Source organism: Sorangium sp. So ce124, from assembly GCF_051525235.1.
GTDB lineage: Bacteria > Myxococcota_A > Polyangia > Polyangiales > Polyangiaceae > Sorangium > Sorangium atrum.
In genome coordinates this window covers 13,910,352-13,928,766 of record NZ_CP150312.1, presented here as the reverse complement: position 1 = coordinate 13,928,766, position 18,415 = coordinate 13,910,352, and the positions used below count along the sequence as shown (strand labels likewise).

Annotated in this window: 11 protein-coding genes; 8 read left to right on the top strand and 3 right to left on the bottom strand. The window is 73.5% G+C overall.

Features of this window, described 5'->3' with window-relative positions:
* Positions 1-104: 104 nt before the first annotated feature.
* Entirely contained in the window at positions 105-1,490 is a 1,386-nt protein-coding gene (locus WMF19_RS52260) for a hypothetical protein (protein ID WP_437897182.1), read from the bottom strand.
* On the opposite strand from WMF19_RS52260, the gene WMF19_RS52255 reads away from it, so the two are divergent.
* Positions 1,447-6,654 (top strand): tetratricopeptide repeat protein, encoded by a 5,208-nt coding sequence (locus tag WMF19_RS52255; protein ID WP_437897181.1) that lies wholly within the window; start codon positions 1,447-1,449, stop codon positions 6,652-6,654. The genes WMF19_RS52260 and WMF19_RS52255 overlap by 44 nt on opposite strands.
* Before the next feature lie 75 nt (positions 6,655-6,729).
* Here the strand turns inward: WMF19_RS52255 and WMF19_RS52250 are convergent, their stop codons facing one another.
* Positions 6,730-8,070, bottom strand: a complete 1,341-nt coding sequence (locus WMF19_RS52250) for an IS4 family transposase (RefSeq protein ID WP_437893055.1) — start codon at positions 8,068-8,070, stop codon at positions 6,730-6,732.
* A gap of 584 nt (positions 8,071-8,654) precedes the next feature.
* Between WMF19_RS52250 and WMF19_RS52245 the strand changes: the two genes are divergently transcribed.
* The 5 genes from WMF19_RS52245 to WMF19_RS52225 all read left to right on the top strand — a co-directional run bounded on the left by WMF19_RS52245 (position 8,655) and on the right by WMF19_RS52225 (position 15,630).
* Positions 8,655-10,157 carry a serine/threonine-protein kinase gene (locus WMF19_RS52245; protein ID WP_437897180.1) on the top strand — a complete coding sequence of 501 codons (1,503 nt, stop codon included), beginning with the start codon at positions 8,655-8,657 and terminating at the stop codon, positions 10,155-10,157.
* 172 nt (positions 10,158-10,329) lie between these two features.
* Positions 10,330-12,723 carry a hypothetical protein gene (locus WMF19_RS52240; RefSeq protein WP_437897179.1) on the top strand — a complete coding sequence of 798 codons (2,394 nt, stop codon included), beginning with the start codon at positions 10,330-10,332 and terminating at the stop codon, positions 12,721-12,723.
* Positions 12,724-12,858: 135 nt separating this feature from the next.
* On the top strand, positions 12,859-13,962 hold the full coding sequence (locus WMF19_RS52235; protein ID WP_437897178.1) for a serine/threonine-protein kinase: 1,104 nt from the start codon (positions 12,859-12,861) through the stop codon (positions 13,960-13,962).
* Positions 13,963-13,969: 7 nt separating this feature from the next.
* Positions 13,970-14,620: a hypothetical protein gene (locus tag WMF19_RS52230; protein ID WP_437897177.1), complete on the top strand. Its 651-nt coding sequence runs from the start codon at positions 13,970-13,972 to the stop codon at positions 14,618-14,620.
* 8 nt (positions 14,621-14,628) lie between these two features.
* On the top strand, positions 14,629-15,630 hold the full coding sequence (locus WMF19_RS52225; protein ID WP_437897176.1) for an MBL fold metallo-hydrolase: 1,002 nt from the start codon (positions 14,629-14,631) through the stop codon (positions 15,628-15,630).
* Positions 15,631-15,635: 5 nt separating this feature from the next.
* On the opposite strand, the gene mobA is transcribed toward WMF19_RS52225, so the two are convergent.
* Positions 15,636-16,295, bottom strand: coding sequence for a molybdenum cofactor guanylyltransferase (mobA, locus tag WMF19_RS52220; protein WP_437897175.1), 660 nt, complete (start codon positions 16,293-16,295; stop codon positions 15,636-15,638).
* A gap of 256 nt (positions 16,296-16,551) precedes the next feature.
* On the opposite strand from mobA, the gene WMF19_RS52215 reads away from it, so the two are divergent.
* Positions 16,552-17,580, top strand: coding sequence for a hypothetical protein (locus WMF19_RS52215; RefSeq protein ID WP_437897174.1), 1,029 nt, complete (start codon positions 16,552-16,554; stop codon positions 17,578-17,580).
* Between the two features lie 464 nt (positions 17,581-18,044).
* Complete coding sequence (locus WMF19_RS52210; protein WP_437897173.1) at positions 18,045-18,227, top strand: hypothetical protein; 183 nt, start codon at positions 18,045-18,047, stop codon at positions 18,225-18,227.
* Positions 18,228-18,415 lie beyond the last annotated feature (188 nt).

The following is an 18,415-nucleotide window of genomic DNA, read 5'->3' as shown; positions in this document are numbered from 1 at the left end:
GCGTCGCGCCGGCCTGGTTTGCCGAGCCTGTCCGGATCGCCGGACGAAGCTGGCTGGGAAGCCAACGCCGACAACGCTCAAATGACGCGCGCGAGCGCGCAACCTCAGCCCGGCGCGAAGACGCTGCTCGTCGGCACGAGCACGTCGAGGCTCGACGCGCCGTCGAGCGCGAGCGCGCCGACGGACGGCGAACCGCTGCCGGCGGCTGCGAGCGCGCCGGCAGGCGGCGAACCGCTGCCGGCGGCCGCGAGCGCGCCGGCAGGCGGCGAACCGCTGCCGGCGGCTGCGAGCGCGCCGGCAGGCGGCGAACCGCTGCCGGCTACCTCGAGCCCGCTGCCGCCGCCGAACCCGCTGCCGCCGCCGAACCCGCCGCCGCTGCCGAGCGCGCCGCTGGCCTCGAGCCCACCGCCGCTGCCGAGCGCGCCGCCGCCAGGGCCGAACAAGACGCCGGCACCGAGCGTACCGCCGCCAGTTCCGAGCAGGCCACCGCCGCTGATCCGCCGCAAGGACGGCAGCGCCGCGAGCGCGCCGCCGCCGGCGCCGCCATCGCTTGCGCCGCCGTCGAGGCCACCGCCGCCGATGCCTCCGGGAGGCGCGTCCAAGACGACGGCGGCGCCCCCTGGAGCCAGCCCGACCCGCCCTCCGGCGCGCGGCCCAGGCCAGCGCCCGCCGAGCCCGAACCGCGCCGCAACGCAGCCCGCTCCAGGCTCCGCCGCGAGCGCGGGGAAGCCGGCGCCTGGCTCCCAGCCGGGCGCCCCTGCCCAGGCGATCGCCGCCTTCGACGCAAGCACGACGCCGATGCCCATCTCGGTCGAGCCGACGGCGACGCCGCTGCCCATCTCGGTCGAGCCGACGGCGACGCCGCTGCCCGTCTCGGTCGAGCCGAGCTCGTCGCCGACGCCCATCTCGGTCGAGTCGATCGAGCCGGCGCTCGCGCAGAGCGCCGCGCCGGCATCCACGCGAGGCGCCGCGCCGAGCGCTGCGCCAGCACCGAGCGCTGCGCCGGCGCCCGCACCGAGCGCTGCGCCAGCACCGAGCACTGCGCCGGCGCCCGCACCGAGCGCCACGCGCACGCCTTTGCCAGGCGGCACGCCCGCACCGAGCGCCACGCGCACGCCTTTGCCGGGCGGCGCGCCCGCGCCGGGCGCCACGCGCACGCCTTTGCCGGGCGGCGCGCCCGCGCCAGGCGCCCCACGCGCGCCGATATCGGGCGTCACGCCGAACGCCGCGCATGCGCCCGGCGTCACGCCCGCGCCGAGCACCGCGGCGCCCGCGCAGAGCGCCGCGCATGCGGCGACCGTCCTGCACGCGCCGAACGCCGCGCATGCGGCGACCGTGCTGCACGCGCCGAGCGCCGCTCCTGCGCCCGCGCCGAGCGTCACGCACGCGACCGCCTCGCCCGCCCAGCCGCCTCCGGCCCCGCGCTCGCAGCCGAACGCGCCCGAGGTGCCCGCGCAGAGCCCGCAGCTCGCCGCTCCGGACCTCGCCACCGAGCTCCAGCAGCGCGCTGATCGGCTCAAGGGCAGCGATCCGGTCGGCGCGGCGCGCGCCCTCGTCGAGCTCGGCATCCACGAAGAGCGGGCGCTCAAGAACCCCGCCGCCGCGCGCCGCTCGTACGAGCGCGCGCGACAGCTGTCCCGCACGCTCGAGCCGGCGCTCTCGCGGGTCCACCGCGTGCTCGACGCGCGCACCGAGCTCGCCCTCGCGCTCGAGGTCGTCGAGGACAAGCTCCGCGTCGCCGAGACCGACGCCCTCCGGGCCGACCTCCTCGCCGAGCGGGCGCGCCTGCTCCAGGCGCTCGGGCGGACGCCCGAGAGCTGCGAGGCGTTCACCGAGGCGCTGCGGCTCGTCCCGCTCCACGCCGCGTCGCTGCGCGGGCTCGAGATCGCCCTCCGGCGCGAGAGCGCCCGCGGCGCCGAGCAGGCGGCCAAGGACCTCGCCGCGCACCTCGACCGGCTCTCCGCCGCCTACGCCCCGGGGCGCGGGCGGCCGGACGGCGACGGCCAGCTCACCGCCTGGATCCACGTCGAGCGCGCCGCCGTGCTCGATCGGAAGCTCTACAAGCCGGAGCTCGCCCTCGCGTCCCTCGAGGGCGCGATCGCGTTCGATCCAGGGCCCGGGCCCGTGCGGGAGGCGCTCCGCCGCCACCTCGTGCACCACGACGGCATCGTCGGCCTCGTCAGCGCGCTCTCCCTGGAGGCCGATCACGAGAGCGACGACGACCGCGCGGCGCGGCTGCTCTACACGGCGGCGCGGCTGCTCATCGACAAGATCCGGTCCCCGGCGGACGCGGTGCCCCTCCTCCGGCGCGCGTCGACGCGTGCCCCGGCCGGCTCGCCGACCGCGCGGCGCGTGGTGGGCGAGCTGATCCGCCTGCTCGAGGCGAGCGGCATGCTCGAGCTGGCCGCCAACGTGCGCCAGAAGGAGCTCGCGCTCCTCACCGACAAAGAGGCGATCATCCACGAGCACGTCCGCCTCGCGGAGATCTACGACACCCTCGGGGACGCAGAGCAGGCCGCGCTCCACGCGACGCGCGCGCTCGAGCTCGATCCCGAGGACAGCTCGACGCGGGAGCGGCTCGACCGCGCCCTCCAGCGCCTCGGCCACCACGCCGAGCGCGTGGAGGTGTGGACCGCCGTCGCCAACGCGGACCGGCCCGCGCCCGTCCGGGTCGCGGCGCTCCTCCGCGCCGCTGACATCTCCGAGCGCCACCTGAAGCGGCGCGACGAGGCGCTCGCCATCCTGCGCGCCGCGTGGGCGATTGAGCCGGGCAACAGCTCGGTCTTCGACGCGCTCTCCGCCCTGCTCACGCCGGACGCCCTGGCCGTCGAGGAAGATCCGCGCGGCGTGCAGGCGCGGCTCGATCTCTACACGCAGGCCGCGAGCGCGACGGAGGACCCGACGCGCAAGATCGGGCTGCTCGAGAAGCTCGTCTCCATCTGGGAGGACGAGCTCGCCCAGCCCGCCCGCGCCGTGGAGGAGATCGAGAAGATCCTCGAGATCGACCCGGAGCGGCGCGCCGCGATCCTCGCGCTCCAGCGCAACGCCGCGCGCGCGGGGGACGCGCAGCGGCTCGCGCGCGCGCTCTGCGCCGAGGCCGAGCTCACGAGCAGCCCGCGCGAGCAGCGCAGGCTCCTCCTGCGCGCCGCCGACGTCACCGAGATCAGGCTCGGCGATCGCGACCGGGCCTCGTCGCTGGTCGACCGCGCGCTCGCGATCGATCCGACCGACCCCGACGCGCTGCGCGCGCGCGTCCGCCTCGACGAGCGCGCCGGCCGGTACGAGGAGGCGCGGCGCGCGCTGCTCAAGCTCATCCAGCGCGACCCCGCGGGGGACGCGGCGTTCAGCCTCTGGATCGAGGTCGCGGGGCTCGACGAGCGGCGCCTCAAGCGGCCGCACAGCGCCGTGGAGTCGTACCGCGAGGCGGCGCGGAAGAAGCCCGCTCACCCGCTGCCCCGGATCGAGATCGCGCGGCTCCTCCGCGAGACAGGCAACTACGAGAAGCTCGTCGAGGTCCTCAGCTCGCTCGCCGACGAGGCGCAGCGGCCCGACGACCACGCGCGGCTGCTCTTCCAGGCGGCCGAGGTGCAGGAGCTCGCCCTCGGGCGCGATCAGGACGCCCTCCGCCTCCTCGCCCGCGCCGACGCGGCGCTCGCCTCGGGCCAGCATGACCCGGCGATCCTCGACGCGATGGAGCGCATCTACGTCCGCGCCGGCGGCGCAGGCGTCGGCGTCGGCCTCGGCGCGCCCGTCGCGCAGCGGCCCGCGACCGGCGCCCGCGCGTCCAGCCTGCCGGGGATGTCCGCCTCCATGATCGCGAGCGAGCTCGCGGGGCTGTACGCGCGCTGGATCGAGCGAAAGCCGCCGGCGCTCGTCGATCACGCGCTCCGGATCTCCCTTGCGCTGGTCCTCGCGGACAGCAGCCCGCGCCAGGCCGTCGAGATCCTGGAGGGGCTCGTCGGGGTGGTGCCGAACCACATCCCGGCGCTCCGCATGCTGGAGCAGCTCTACCGGCACCTCGAGGCGCCGACGTCGCTCGCGACCGTCCTGCGCGCGGAGGCCGACGTGTTCACCTCCTCCACCGCGCGCGGCGGCGCCCTCTGGGAGATCGCCTCGCTCGAGGAGCAGCTCGGCCCGAGCGCCGCGCTCGAGGCGCTCGCGCGCATCGTGAAGGAGGCGCCCGACGACGCGGCCGCCCACCTGGCGATCCTCCGCATCGCCGCCAAGGCGAGCCCCGCCGATCCGATCGCGCCGCGGGCGCAGGCCCTCTTCGCCGGCGCCATCCGCGACAGCCGGGAGCTGACGCCCGATCCCATCGCGCGCGCCCTCTACAGCGTCGAGGAGGCGCTCCTCGCGGAGGCGCAGGCCGACGCGGACCCCGCCGCCGCCCGCGCGGCGCTCGCCGGCTTCCGCAACGCCCTCGGGCTGTGGCCCGAGAGCCTCATCGCGGCGCGCGGGCTCGATCGGCTCGCGCAGCGCCTCGGCGACCGCGCGAGCGTGATCGCGGCCCAGCTGGCGCTCGCCGACCTCGTCCTCGGAGCGCCCGCGCGCGCGACGCACCTCGTGCGCGCGGCGGAGCTCACCGCCGAGGACGCGTCCCCCGAGGGCCGCGCGCGCGCGCTCGAGCTGTACGAGAGCGCGCTCCGCGCGGATCCGAGCTGCGTGGCCGCGGCGCGCGCGCTCGCCAGGGAGCTCGCGGGCGAGCCCCAGCGGCTCACCGACCGGCTCGGCGAGGCGCTCGGCAAGGCCGCGAGCCGCGAGGCGATCTCGCTGCTCGGCACGGAGATCGCCCGGTCGGTGCTGCAGCACCACGGGCGCCCGGGCGCGATCGACGCCGGCGTGGGCATCGCGGCCGTCCGGCGGGTCATCGAGGCGCTCCCGAACGACGCGGCGGCGCTGCTCCTGCTCGCGCGGCTGCTCACCGCGCAGCGCGTCTGGCTCGAGGCCCGCGACGCCCTGAAGCGCGCCGTGGCCGCGGCGACGGACGCCGAGACCAAGATCGCGGTGCAGTTCCTCATCGCCGATCTGTACGAGGGGCCGCTCGCGAACCCGGCGCTCGCCCAGGACGCGCTCCAGGCGGTCCTGTCGCTCGACGCGCAGAACCGGCCCGCGCTCGAGCGGCTGCACAAGCTCGGCGTCACGCGCGGCGACCACGCGCTCGCGCTGCGCGCGCTGGGGCGCCTCGTCGAGCTGTCGCCCGACCCGGGCTCCCGCGTCGAGGCCGCCCTGCGCCTCGCGGACGCCTACCGCGACGCCGGCGACACGGCCGGCATGGTCCGCACGCTGTGCGACGCGATCGTGAGCGCGCCCGGCGGCGACACGCGCGGGTGGGTGGCGCTCGCCCGCCTGTACCGCGTCGACACGAGCGAGGGCGCGGCGGCCTACGCCAAGGCGCTCGCGCAGCTGCTCGAGGTCGCCGAGTCGCGCCGCATCCCTGCCGATCCGCGGTGGCTGACCACGCTCGGCCTGCTCGAGTCGACCCTGCTCGTGCGGCCTCGCGACGGGCTCGCGCGCCTCCAGCAGGCCGTCGCGCTCCCGGGCGCGCCGCCCGAGTCGCGCACCGCGCTCGGCCGCGGCCTCGAGGCCGCGGGGCGCAACGCGGAGGCGGTCCAGGTGCTGCGGGACGTGCTGACGCCCGATCCGGAGGTCTTCACCCGGCTCCCGGACCTCGGCCCGGCGCTCGCCGCGCTCGAGGCCGCGCTCGCCAAGGACGGGCGCGCGGAGGAGCGGATCACCGTGGAGGAGGTCCGCGCCTGCCTCGGCGAGGTGTCGCTGGACCGCATGGCCCGGCTCAGGAGCCGGCGCGTCCCGTCGGAGGCGCCGTACGCCGGGGCCTTCGCGGGCCCCGAGATGGGTCGGCTGCTCCTCCCGGAGGCCCGGAGCCCCTGGATCGACGTGGCGCTGGCGATCGCGCCGATCGCGGCGAAGGCGATCCGCTTCGAGCTGAGCAACTTCGGCATCAGCTCGCGCGAGCGGATCAGCCCGCGCGACAACCACCCGACGCGGCAGCTCGCCGAGCGCGTGGGCCGCGCGCTCGGCATCGAGGCGTTCGAGCTCTACCTCGTCCCCTCGTGGCAAGGGGCCGCCCGCGTCTTCCCGGGTGATCCCCCTGCCCTCGTCGCGCCGACGTCGTTCATGGAGCTCCCGGAGCTCGAGCAGACGTTCGCGCTCGCCCGCCTCTTCGCGCGCATCGCGGTCGGCTTCACGTTCCTCGACGAGATCCCGGCCGAGGCCACCGACGGCCTGCTGCTGGCGTCGATCCGCACGATCGATCCCGGGTTCGGGTCGGGCGCCATCTCGCCCCCGCGCGAGCACGCCGCGCAGCAGATGCTCCCCGGCGTGCAGCGGGCGATCGGGCGCCGCCAGCGCAAGATGCTCGAGGAGCTCGCGTCGACCGTCGCGGTGTCGTACGACGCGCGCGCCTTCGTCCTCGGCCTGCGCCGGAGCGAGCACCGCATCGGCTACCTGCTCTGCGGCGACGCGCTCGCCGCGATCGACTACCTCCGCCGGTACGATCGCGACATGGCCCGCTCGACCGAGGAGCCCCGCCTGCTCCTTCAACACCCGGTGTCGAACGAGCTGCTGCGCTACGCGCTCTCGGCCGAGGCCTACGCCGAGCGCCGACGAGCCGGCTCCATCTGGCCCGCCGTCTGAGCGGCACGCGCCCGCTGCGGAGACGGGCCCATCTCGACGTTTTCGGTGCTCGGCGTACGAGAGTCTCAGGATTGATCATAATTTCCCCACCTCCCTCGCGGCGCTCCAGCCCTGGACGAGGGTGAGGAGCTGCTCGTAGCCACGGCCCAAGGTCTGCCAGCCGGGCTCGCCGTTTCGCCGGAGGTGTCCGCCGAGCCCGGCGATGGCCAGGAAGGCATCGCGGGCCGTGGCGTTCTCGGGCAGGGGCTTGCGCGCGAAGACCCGCAGCACCGCGAGCTGGGTGGGCGTGAGCACGGCGGTCGCGGGCTGCTCCGGAGCGCGCCGAGCCTCGCTGCGCAGCAGCAATAGCTGCCAGGCGATGGGCGCGAAGAGCGCCAGCACGTTGCGCAAGCCGTGCAGGTCCTCAATCTGGCGCTTCTCGTAGGCGCATCCGGTCTTCAGGGCCTTGAAGAACTCCTCCACCATCCACCGCGCCCGGTACCAGTCAACCAGCTGCGTCAACTGCTCGACGGACTCGACCGGCTCGCTCGTGAGCAGCACCCACTCGACCGGCGCTTCGCCCGGCGGCGGCTCGAGCTCCCAGACACGCACGACCTGAAGCGAGAGCGTCGCCGGCAGCTCGCGCGGCTGGGATCTCGGTCGCCGCAGGGTCACGCGCGTGCTTCCAAGGGCGAGCTTGGCCAAGCGTCCTGCGCGCGGAGGATGCAGCCGTTTCTGTTGAGGGCTGCGATTGGCTGCCGGCCGCGGCGAAAGCTCTACCTCGCGTACGGCCACCGCTTGAACATGCGCGAGCGCCTGCTCGAGCTTGGCCTGCTCTCCGAGGGCGTCGGCCTCGACGAGGCGATTGTGCGCGAGCCGAATCACGAACCGATGCCCTGCGCTCAACAGCTGCGCGAACAGGCCGTAGTCGTCGCCTTCGCGGTCCATGACATGCACCACGTCGTGCGGAGCTGCGCCCAAGGCCGCGACGCGCTCCACCTGCTCTCCCCAGCGGTCGTGCTCGTTGTCCATCGTGCCGTCGTCGCGCACGTGCGTGCTCAGATCGAGCACGCCGAGCGGGCGGCGCGTTCCATCGCCGCTGACCGCCAGCGTGAAGTGGGCGAAGAACGTCTGCCCCGAGGAGCGCAGCCGTCCGAGCCCCTGCCGCTGGCCGTCCGAGCGGAAGGAGAGGGTCGTGGTGTCATGGATGGCGAGCACCACCGGCTCGGCCTCCATGCGCGCGAGGGTGGCGTGCACATGCGGAGCCAGGATCGCCGCGGGCGTGACGGCGTCGTTGCCGAAAAAACGGTACGCCGCCTCCAGCTCGCTGTCGGACAGCAGCGAGGGGAAGCTCTTGTCCGGCGCCTGCGCCAGCTTCTGCACCAGCTTGGTCTGGCGCTTCGAAAGCCGCGCATCGCCGAAGTGCGCGTCGCTCATCTCCTCGGCGAGTGCCGCTGCGTGCTCTGCTGCAGGTGAACCCATCCGCAGCTTTGATCACGTCGCCCAACACACATCAAGCGAGATCTGTAGGATCCTGAGACGAGAGTACGCCTGCGCGCCGAAAACGCCGATCTGGGCCCGTCTCCTGTGCGGGCGCGCGCCGCTCGGCAGGGCGCGTTCCGGGGGGATGAGCTCGGCGGCGGGGGCGATTCACTACGGATGAGCCTGGTGGGGGCGCGCCGCGATGAACGAGCGGTGGTGACGCTCGTTAGCAAGGTGTGTTTCATGACCGGTGATGTTTGGTATCGAGAAGATATCGGCGCTTCCGCGGTGACACGGACGTACAGTTGACCGGTGATGTTATGTGGCTCCCTAGATCACGGTGGGCAATCGAACATCCGTGTTGAAAAATCACTGCGGTTCTGCGGCGACAGGGACGTACACGCGAATACCCATGTCGTATGGCGCGCCGGGGCGGCGGTGCTGCGTCGAACTCGTAATTGTCCGACCGGAGCGGTGTCGGGGCGTTTGAGGCGCGCGGAGAAGGTCAGGAGGACGGCGCGTGGTATCCTGATCTTTGCGTGAGCAATCCGCTGATGCCAGGCGCCCTGGTGGCGAGTCGCTATCGGGTCGATCGCCAGCTGGCCGAGGGAGGCATGGGGGTCATCTGGGCCGCCACCCACCTCGCGAACGGCGAACGTGTGGCGCTGAAGCTGCTGCGCCCCGGCACGGCGGATGACGCGTCGACTCGGCGGCGCCTCGTCCGGGAAGCGCGCGCGGCGGCGGCGGTCGATCACCCGAACGTGCCATCCATCCACGACGTGCTCGAGCTCGACAACGGGACGCCGTTCCTCGTCATGGATCTGCTCGAGGGGGAGTCGCTCCGCGACAAGCTGCTGCGCGAGGCGCAGATCCCCCTCCCCGAGCTGTCGCGCATCCTGCTGCCGGTCATCTCGGCCGTCGGCACCGCCCACGCGCTGGGCATCGTCCACCGCGACCTGAAGCCCGACAACATCTTCCTGCTCACGCCCGACGCGGCCGCGCCACGCGGCTCGCCCGGCGCAGCGGACGCCGCCGCCGAGGAGCACCCGAGCGCCGCGGCGGCGCCGGGCTCCGCGGATTCGCCGGCGGCCGCGCAGCACGACGCCCGCGTCCGGGTGCTCGACTTCGGCATCGCCAAGGTCACCGCCGCCCCGGGCGAGAGCAGCTGGTCGTGGGGGCGCACCGGGAGCGGCGAGATGCTCGGGACCCCGTACTACATGTCGCCGGAGCAGATCCTCGGCGAGCACGACGTGGATCACCGCGCCGACATCTGGTCGCTCGGCGTCATCCTCTACGAGTGCCTCACCTCGGTGCGGCCCACCGAGGCCGAGAACATGGGCAAGGTGATGAAGCGCGTCCTGACCGGCTCGATCCAGCCGATCGGGCAGAGCGCGCCCACGCTGCCCGCCGACGTCGCGGCCATGATCGATCGCATGCTCAGCCCGGATCGCGCGCAGCGCCCGGCCGATCTGCGCGAGGTCGGCGCGCTCCTCGAGCGCTACGCGGCCGTCGCCCTCCGCCCCTTCGGTCCCCCGGCGGCGCCCAGGGAGCCGGAGAGCGACTCGCTCGTGCCCAGCGCCCGCGCCAGCGACCCGCTCGTGCAGAGCGCCCGCCTCAGCGGCTCGCTCGCGCCCGACGCCCGCATCAGCGACGCGTTCCCGGCCAGCACCGCCGATCTGGACGGGGAGGCGTCGATCGCGACGCTGCGCGCAGGCAGCCTCCTGCCAGCGCCTCCCTCGAGCAACCGGCTGCGCGCGCGCAGCGCCGGAGCGGCCTCGCTGGAGGCGCCGCCCGACGCCGCGGCGCTCTCCACGCCGGAGGCGGCCGACGACGCCGCCGCGCTCGCCGAAGAGGGAGCTGTCGCCCCGTCGGCAGCAGCGCGCCGCGCGAAGCGCGCAGGGCTCAAGCTCGTCGCCGCCGGCGTGCTCCTCGCCGCCGGAGCAGGCTTCTCGCTGCTCCGCTGCTCCGCCTCGTCAGCGCAGGAGTCGCCCCACCACCCCGCCATCGCGCCAGAGACGCGCGCTCCATCGAACGATGAGTGATCAGGGCAACTCCGGATCTGCCGGAGAGCCCTTGAGGGAGCCGCCTGAACGAGCCAGTGTCGAGCTCGCCAAAATCCGGTTGTGACGCGGTACGACCGCGTTCTGCCCGGTCGGATTCCTGTTGCGCCGGGATCTTGAACGCGGCCACGCTCTCTCACCTCAGGAGAGCTTCATGCCCAGCGATGTCACCGTCCGGATCCGTTCGCCCCGAGGGTTCGTCGACCTGCCTGGCACCGTGGACGCCGTCGGGCCAGCCGCGTCCTCCGCCTTCGAAGAGCGAAAGTCCGCGCCGGGCATTCACCTGCTCGCGGACGCGGTGAGCGACAGCGCTTATGCCATCTCGCTCTCGGCGCCGGTCCCCGGGGAGAGCCTCGCGGCGCTCCGGGAGCGCGAGGGCAGGGCGGTGCTCATCGTGTTTCCCGGCCACTCGCCCGTGCGCCGGCGGCTGCGCGCCGTCGCCGTCTCCAACGTCGAGGTCGTGCCTGATCCGGGCGTGGCGTCGCAGGCGGCGCCGCTCGACCTGAACGCGGGGCGCGAGGGCGCCGCGCCGCTCTGGCTCCTGCCCGCAGGGGTGTTCAGCGCGAGCCCGACCCTCGGCCCCGACGGGCCCGCCGCCCGCGATGCCCTCGTCACCGCGGCCCGGTGGATCTCGTCGCGCCGGACGAGCACGCTCACGCAGCTCTTCCCGCCGAGCGCGTTCCACCCAGAGGAGCCTGTGCGCAAGGAGCGGCTCTCGGCGCGCCGGGGCGCGGCGCTGCTGGATCAGGCGCGCGCGGCGCTCGATGTCGCGGCCGTGGGCGGCGACGAGGCGAGGCGCGATCCGATCGCCGCTGCGACCCTCCGCTCGGCGGCGACGACCATCCTCTCGCACCTCATCGCGACGTCGCTGGACGACCGCGGCTTCGCGCCGGTCGCGGAGCGCGCCGCCGAGGAGATCCTCGCGCTCATCGACAGGGAGGCGGGCGACGAGACGGCCCGGCCGGCGCTGCGCGCGCACGCGATCCACCTGCTCCAGCTGCGCGCCCCGGGGCTCACGTCGGCCCAGCAGGAGCGAGCGCGGGCGCTCGTCCGCGGGCTGCTCCGGGAGGCGCCGCCGTACGACGAGCTCACGGGACCGTGGAACCTCGCGATGTGCGGCGGGTCGGAGTTCCACGAGGGCGAGTGCAACATCCTCGTGTCGACCCACGGCTTCAAGGAGATCGCCCTCCCGCCCGAGGCGCCCCCGTCGCCGAACGGCTGGAGCCCTTACCGCGCCTTCGAGGCCCCCTTCAAGACGCCGGCCGGCGAGCCCATCCGCGTCTTCGCCCGCGCCGCCGCCCCGCGCGACGAGAACCTGGAGATGGGGATGGCGTTCTTCATCGGGCTGCTCATCAACCGGCACGCCCAGCTCGGCGCCTTCGACCTCCGCGCGGCCGCGGTGCAGGTGAAGCAGGAAGGGTACAAGCTGATGATGAACTCGCAGTGCGCGGGGCTCACCACGCGCTTTGCCGTCTCCCAGATGTTCCCCGACGCGGACATCTACTCTTCGTGGGACTCGACGTATTTCAGGGCCGGATCGGACGGGGTGGTCACCTCCTCCGAGGGGGTCGACTGCTTCGTCGCCGCGCTGCGCGGGATGAGCGAGCGCGCGTCGCACGCCGAGCTCGACGCGCGCCTCCGGAAGGCGCAGTGGCCCCACCCGCAGGCGCGGGTCCCCGGGTTCTCGCAGTTCGTCGGGCCCTCGCACCCGCTCGTCGTCGCCCGCTACTCCGACGTGAACCGGGACGGGCGCGCGGATTACTACGACGGCTTCCTCGACTTCCAGCTCACGGACATCGCCGAGGACATCGAGGCCTCGATGACGCCGCGCGACCCGGGGGTGAGCGCGTCGCAGATCGGCGGCGACGGCGCGGCGGGCCTCGACTGGGCGGCGGGCAGCCTCAATCGCGTCGCGCAGTACTCGGACATCTGGGCGGGGCTCGCGGGCCAGAGCGAGCTCTACTATGCCTTCCAGTCGGGGGGCTTCTTCAGCCACCGCGAGCCGCCGCTCGACGTACCCACGGGCGACGCCGTGCAGCAGGATCTCGGGCGGCTCCCGGCCGTCACCCGCTTTCAGCAGAGCAAGGAGGCGCTCGGCGGCCTCTCGGTCGAGGTCATGTTCCACAGCCACCTGAGCCACGCGGCAAAGGAGCTGAAGCGCCTGCTCTGCGCGGCCGACGCCATGCGCCGCGCCTTCGATCTCGGCCACCTCGCGGGCGAGGAGGCGCTGTCGACGCCGCGAGGGCAGCGCTGCGCCATGCTGCTCACCATGGCTGGTCTGCTGGAGTTCCCGGCAGACCAGAACCGCATCGACGGCCTGTGGTCGATGGCACTCAAGGCGCTGCGGCTCCCGGAGGTCTCCCGCAGCGCGGTGCGCGCGTGCATCACGGACGAGGACCACGAGCTGTCGAACTACTACGGATCGCGGCGCGGGCTGGGGCAGCTGCTGGCGGCGCTCGAGAAGAGCGACCCCGTCGCCTTCGAGCAGCTCGGCGCCGACGACCCGCTCGTCGGCAGGCTCGCCGAGCTCGACGCCGGCGCCGTGTGACGACGCTATGTTGGCCCAGCGACCCAGCGACCCAGCGAGCCAGCGAGCCGACGAACCAGCGTGACCGCGCCGACCGGCGGGGACACGGGCCTTGCAAAGAGGGCCGTGGAGGGGCTATGCCCGGAATGGGACCTCATGCTGTGCCCTCGTTGCCATCGGCGGTACGCGGATGACCACCGCTTCTGCCCGCACGACGGAGAGAAGCTGGTCGCGAGCCACGACATCCGGCGGATCCGGTCCCAGCCCACCGAGCACGTGGGCACGATCGTCGCCGAGCGCTACCGGGTGCGGGGCCTGATCGGCAGCGGCGCCATGGCGCAGGTGTTCCTGGCGGAGGACACGAAGAGCGGCGCGCCCGTCGCGCTGAAGCTCCTGGAGCAGAGGTTCCGCCGCGAGCCCAAGGTGAAGGCGCGGTTCCTCCTGGAGGCCAAGGCCGCGGCCACGGTCGTTCACCCGAACATCGTCGAGGTCCTCGATATCGGCCTCCATGAAGGGTCGCCTTACCTCGTGCTGGAGTTCCTCTTCGGCGAGTCGCTGAGCTCGCTGCTCCTGCGGGAGAAGCGGCTGTCCCCGGAGGCCGGCGTCCCCTTCCTCCTGCAGGCCGCGGCCGGGCTCGGCGCGGCCCACCGCGCGGGGATCGTCCACCGCGACGTGAAGCCCGCCAACGTGTTCCTCGTCGGGGAGAAGGGCGACGCCTGGGCGGCCAAGGTCGTCGATTTCGGGTTCGCGAAGCTGTACGAGCACTCGGGGCTCACGCAGGCCGGCGTCACCGTCGGCACCCTGGAGTACATGGCGCCGGAGCAGACCGTCAGCGACCCTCCCGACGGGCGCACGGACGTCTACGGCTTCGGCATGCTCATGTACCGGATGTTCACCGGCAGGCTTCCCTTCAGCGTCGCGCGGAGCTCCTCCCCCGCCCTGGCGCCCGCCATGGACGAGGCCGTGGTGCTGGCCAACCAGCTCGTCACGCCGCCCCCGCCGCCCAACCTGGGTGAGGGCCCGGCGTCCCGCGCGCTAGAGGCGGTGATCACGAAGTGCCTGCGCAAGCGGCCGGAGAACCGGTATGCCTCGATGGAGGCGCTCTGCGACGATCTCGCCCGGCTCGGGCGGCCAGGCGCGCTGGCGGCGCACGCGCCGATCGCCTCGCCCGACGTGTACGCGGCGCAGACGCCCTATGGAGAGCACGCGGCGCGGTTCCTCTACAAGCAGCTCGGAAGGGTGTACGGCGCAGCGCCGTAGCCGCGGCATGGCCGGAGCGCGCTCCCTCACGCGACGCACCGGTGCGCGCTCCCTCACGCGACGCCGCGCTTCCGCGCTGGCCGCTTGCGCCGCCGCCCTCGGCTGGCTGCTCTGGCCGCTCGTCGCGGGCGCGTCGCCCGAGGAGCCGCTGCGGGCGGCGCCGGCGGCCGCCGCCACGGAGCCCGACATCCGACCCACGCTGGCGTGGCTCCTCGTCCAGCTCGTGCCGAGCCCCGAGCTGTGGCTCGAGCCGGGCGAGGCGCGCTTCGGGTTCCGGTGGCAGGTGACGCCGCTGCTCTACTCGTTCGGGATCAACCGCAAGCTCTCGCCGTGGCGCACCCTCATCGCGGAGCCGCTCACGCGCCACGCCGGCTCGATCGAGCTCTTCGGCTCGCCGGGGTACGTCGCCCGTCCGGGCGCGTTCGCCGATCGCTGGCTGATCCGGAGCGGCGTCCGCGCTTACTTCCCGCTCCTCTATGGAGGCGACTACCTGTCCTGCTCGCTCGGCGGATCCGCGCTCTTTGCTCGAGGGCACGTGGCGGCCTCGTACGAGGCGGGGGTCTATACCCTGTTCGGCGCCCTGGGCGCGCAGGTGGCGACCACGCCGACCGCCGCCTTGCGATCGACCACGTTCACGCTCAGCATCCGCTACTTCTGACGCCGCGCATGGCCACGCGCCCCTCCTCGTCGCCAGCTCGCCTCCCCGCCGCGGCGCTCCTCGCGCTCGCGGGCCTGTCGTGCAGCGTGCCCGCGCGCATCCTGGAGAGCAACGTGGCGAGGCTGTTCGCGAGCCCGCTGCCCGTGCCGGACAAGGTGCGCGCGCCGTACCGCCCCGAGGCGCGGCTCGCCGCGCTCTGGGTCGGGCACGCGACCGTGCTCGTGCAGATCGACGATCGATGGATCCTGACCGATCCCGTCTTCACGTCGACGGTGGGCCTCATGGTGAAGCGGCTCGTCGAGCCGGGGTTCGCTCCGGAGGATCTGCCGCCCATCGACGCCGTGCTGATCTCGCACATGCACCTCGACCACCTCTCGCTCGGCTCGCTGTCCCTGATCGAGCCGAAGATCCGCGCGCTGCTCGCCCCTCGGGGCGGGCTCGTCTACGTGCCCAACTACAGCTTCGCGTCGTTCGAGGTCCCGACCTGGACGACATGGCGGCAGGGAGATCTGAAGATCACGGCCGTCCCGGTGCGGCACTCCGGCTATCGCTACGGGCTGGACCGTGACTGGATGACGGAGAGCTTCACGGGCTATGTCGTCGAGTACCATGGGATCACGGTCTACTTCGGCGGCGATACCGCCTACGACCGCGATGACTTCGTGAAGACGCGCGCGCGATTCCCCTCGATCGATCTGGCCCTCTTGCCGATCGCGCCGGTGGGGCCGCGCGAGTTCATGGAGAGCAAGCACGTCGATCCGGCGGAGGCGGTGCAGGCCTTCCTCGACCTCGGGGCGCGGCGGATGATGGCCATCCATTTCGACACCTTCATCAACAGCACCGATACGTTCGGAGAGGCGCCCCGTGAGCTCCGGCGCGTCATGGCCGCGCGCGGGCTGGGGCCGGATCGGGTGTTCCTGCCCAGGCACGGCGAGCAGCGGGTCCTCATGGCGAGGGGCGAGCCCGGGGGCGCGGCGGCGGCGAGCAAGCCAGCGGCGCGCGGCGAATAGCCGGGTCAGTCGAGCTCGCGCAGCGCCGCCGCGTAGTCCTCGGGCGTGTTCAGGTTGCGCAGCGATCGCAGCGCCGGATCCGCAGCGCTGAGCCGAGGATCCGAGAGCAGGAGCTCCGGCTCCGCGACCAGGGTGCGCGCCCGCTCGAACAGGGTGGAGAGCCGCAGCCTGCCCTCGGCGAGCAGGGCCGCCACCTCGCCGCGCACCGAGCAGGCGTACACCGCGGCGAGCGGGTGATGGTGCCCCTCCGCCCGCGGCACCGCGATGGCGTGGCCGCCCGCCTGGAGCTCCGCGAGGCGCCGCACGAAGGCGGGGTGCAGGAAGGGCGAGTCGGTCGAGGCGACGTAGGCCCGCTCGGCGAGCGGCGCGACAGCATCGAGCCCGGCCGCGATGCCCTGGAGCGGCCCGCGGCCCTCCACCGGATCGCGCGCGAGCAGCACCCCCTCCGGCAACGGCGGCAGCTCCTGCCCCGGCGCCGCGACCACGACGATCGGCCAGGCCGCCTCGCCGAGGCGCCGCACCACCCGCTGGAGCAGCGGCTCGCCCCCGAACTGCAGCCATGCCTTGGGGCGCCCCATCCGGCGGCTCTGCCCGCCGCACAGCACGACGCCCGCGAGGCCGGCCACGCGGCCCGCGCCGTCACCGTCCTCCGAGGGCACTGTCATGAGCTGCACCGCCGCCCTGCATAATACCACCTCGGCCCGGAACATGCGCTCACTGCGCGCGCCGAGCGTGCCGGCGGTGCCCTCGTGCCACGATACAGACATTCCGTGTTACCGAGCGGGATCCTCGACGCCGCGGCCGGGTACGAGCGTCACCTCGCGGACGGGGCAAGATGCTGGTGTCGCTCGCCCGCTACGCTGCGCGCTTCAGCCCTGGTCGACCTCGGCCGCGGCGCATCGACGAGGAGCCACATCGACCATGAGCAAGGCCTGGATCCTGCCGCGAGGCGAGCAAAGCATCCTCTTTCGGCGCGCCGAAGCGCCGAGCTACCGTGATGGCGCCGCGGCCGTCGTCGAGGTCGGTCCCATCCCCATGCCCGTGCGCGCCGTGCACCGGCTCGACATCGAGGCCGACAGGCTGGTGTATGCACACCACGGCGCGCTCACGGTGGTCCGCGGGCTCTCGGGTGAGCGCGCGGCGAACGTCGTCAACATCCAGGGCAATCCCGACATCCACGCGATCTTCGTCATCGACGACGTCGCCTTCACGGGCGGCGACGCGGGCAAAGGGATGCTCGGCTGGGTGGACCTCCGCGCGCCCCAGAAATGGCGCCCCATCGCGGTGCCGCGCGAGGCGTGCGCGGCTGGCAAGGGAATCGACGGGTTCGCCGTGCACGGCTCGCGCCTCGTCGCCATCGACGACAGGGTACTCCCTCGCTTCATGCTGCTCGTCGACGTGGCGAGCCCGCGCGAGCCGCGGCTCGTCGAGAGCCTGACCCTGATGGACCATGGCTCCTTCGAGCGGGTCGTCTCCGTCGCCTCGACCAGCGACACCGTCGTCTTGCTCTCCCATTCGCCCTCCCGCGTCGGTCCGTGGACGCACGTCGCCTTCATCGATCTACGGACGCTTCAGCAATGGGCGGAGCTCCACGTGAGGCGCCTGGAGGGCGGTCGGCGTTCGGCCGAGCGCTCGTACGATTTCCATGCCATCGCGCTGCACGGCGATCTCCTCTTCGTCGCCGCGGGTGGAGACGGCATCGGCGTCCTCCGCGTCCCGCCTCGCCCGCACGATCTCGCGCCTCGGAGCCCCACGGAGCCGCCTCATCGGATTTCGTGGGACGCGAGCATTCCGATCGAAGCGATGCGCTTCGTGCCGGTCCCCAGAGGCCCGGTGATCGACGTGGTCCCCGTGGACGAAACGCGCGCGTTCGCGGTCGTCGAGGTGCGCGCGGGCGGTATCTTCGGGCGCACGCGGCTCGACAGCGTGCTCGTCTCCGCAGGCGGTTGAGTGGAGGCGCCCTCTCCGGGGCGTGGGTGAGCTATCTCAGGCCGCTCGCCCATCGGTATCAGCTATGCGCGAAGTCCCCATGCTTCCGCAAGAACGGCGACTGAAACCCGAGGTCCTCGCGCGCCGCCCGGCCCAGCTCCGACCAGGGATCCGGAGAAAGATTTCAACGCAAAGTCGCAAAGTCGCAAAGAAGATTCATGCATTTTTGCGCCTTTGGCCTTTGCGCCTTTGCGCCTTTGCGACTTGGCGCCTTTGCGTTAAAATCTCTCTTCGCTCGGGAGACAGATCCCTGGCAGGACAATTCCGCGGGGGCGAACCGTTGCGATCCGTCGGATCCACCGGGATTTCGGGGGGGCGTGGCGACGGATCGCATCCCCTCGGAAAGCGCGGGCCCAAGGTGGGCCCAAGCGGCGAGCCCCGGGCTCGCGGAGCTCGGGTCGGCTGAGCCGTCGCCTCGGGCCGCCGTGGTCGCCTCGCTCGCCGAAGCGCTAACCCGCGCCGTCGCGGTCGGCGACGAGGTGGCGGCCCGGGTGGTCTTCGAGGCGATCGGCCGGCTGCTCGGCCTACCGCTGGCGTCCGGCGTTGGGGTCGAGGCAGCAGCAATGGTCGATCTAGCCCGGGAGCCGGCTCAGCTTCCGCGGCGCTGAGTCCGAGCGTACATGCCCACAAGCTGGCGCAAGCGCTCGCCCCCTCGACCCCGTCGACCGTTCAGGCGCTCGATTATGCGGTCGCGGTAGGGGCGGCCCGGGTCGGCGAGCATGGCGACGGTGGGGAGTCCCTACCGCGACGGACCACTTGCACCCGAGTCGAGCGACGCGATCGTCGGTCCGCGCTA

Bases quoted from the DNA above. Each gene is read 5' to 3' on its own strand.
- WMF19_RS52215 (WP_437897174.1), top strand. From the start codon at position 16,552: ATGAGCAAGGCCTGGATCCTGCCGCGAGGCGAGCAAAGCATCCTCTTT.
- WMF19_RS52235 (WP_437897178.1), top strand. From the start codon at position 12,859: ATGCTGTGCCCTCGTTGCCATCGGCGGTACGCGGATGACCACCGCTTC.
- mobA (WP_437897175.1), bottom strand. From the start codon at position 16,295: ATGACAGTGCCCTCGGAGGACGGTGACGGCGCGGGCCGCGTGGCCGGC.
- WMF19_RS52250 (WP_437893055.1), bottom strand. From the start codon at position 8,070: ATGAGCGACGCGCACTTCGGCGATGCGCGGCTTTCGAAGCGCCAGACC.
- WMF19_RS52225 (WP_437897176.1), top strand. From the start codon at position 14,629: ATGGCCACGCGCCCCTCCTCGTCGCCAGCTCGCCTCCCCGCCGCGGCG.
- WMF19_RS52230 (WP_437897177.1), top strand. From the start codon at position 13,970: ATGGCCGGAGCGCGCTCCCTCACGCGACGCACCGGTGCGCGCTCCCTC.
- WMF19_RS52240 (WP_437897179.1), top strand. From the start codon at position 10,330: ATGCCCAGCGATGTCACCGTCCGGATCCGTTCGCCCCGAGGGTTCGTC.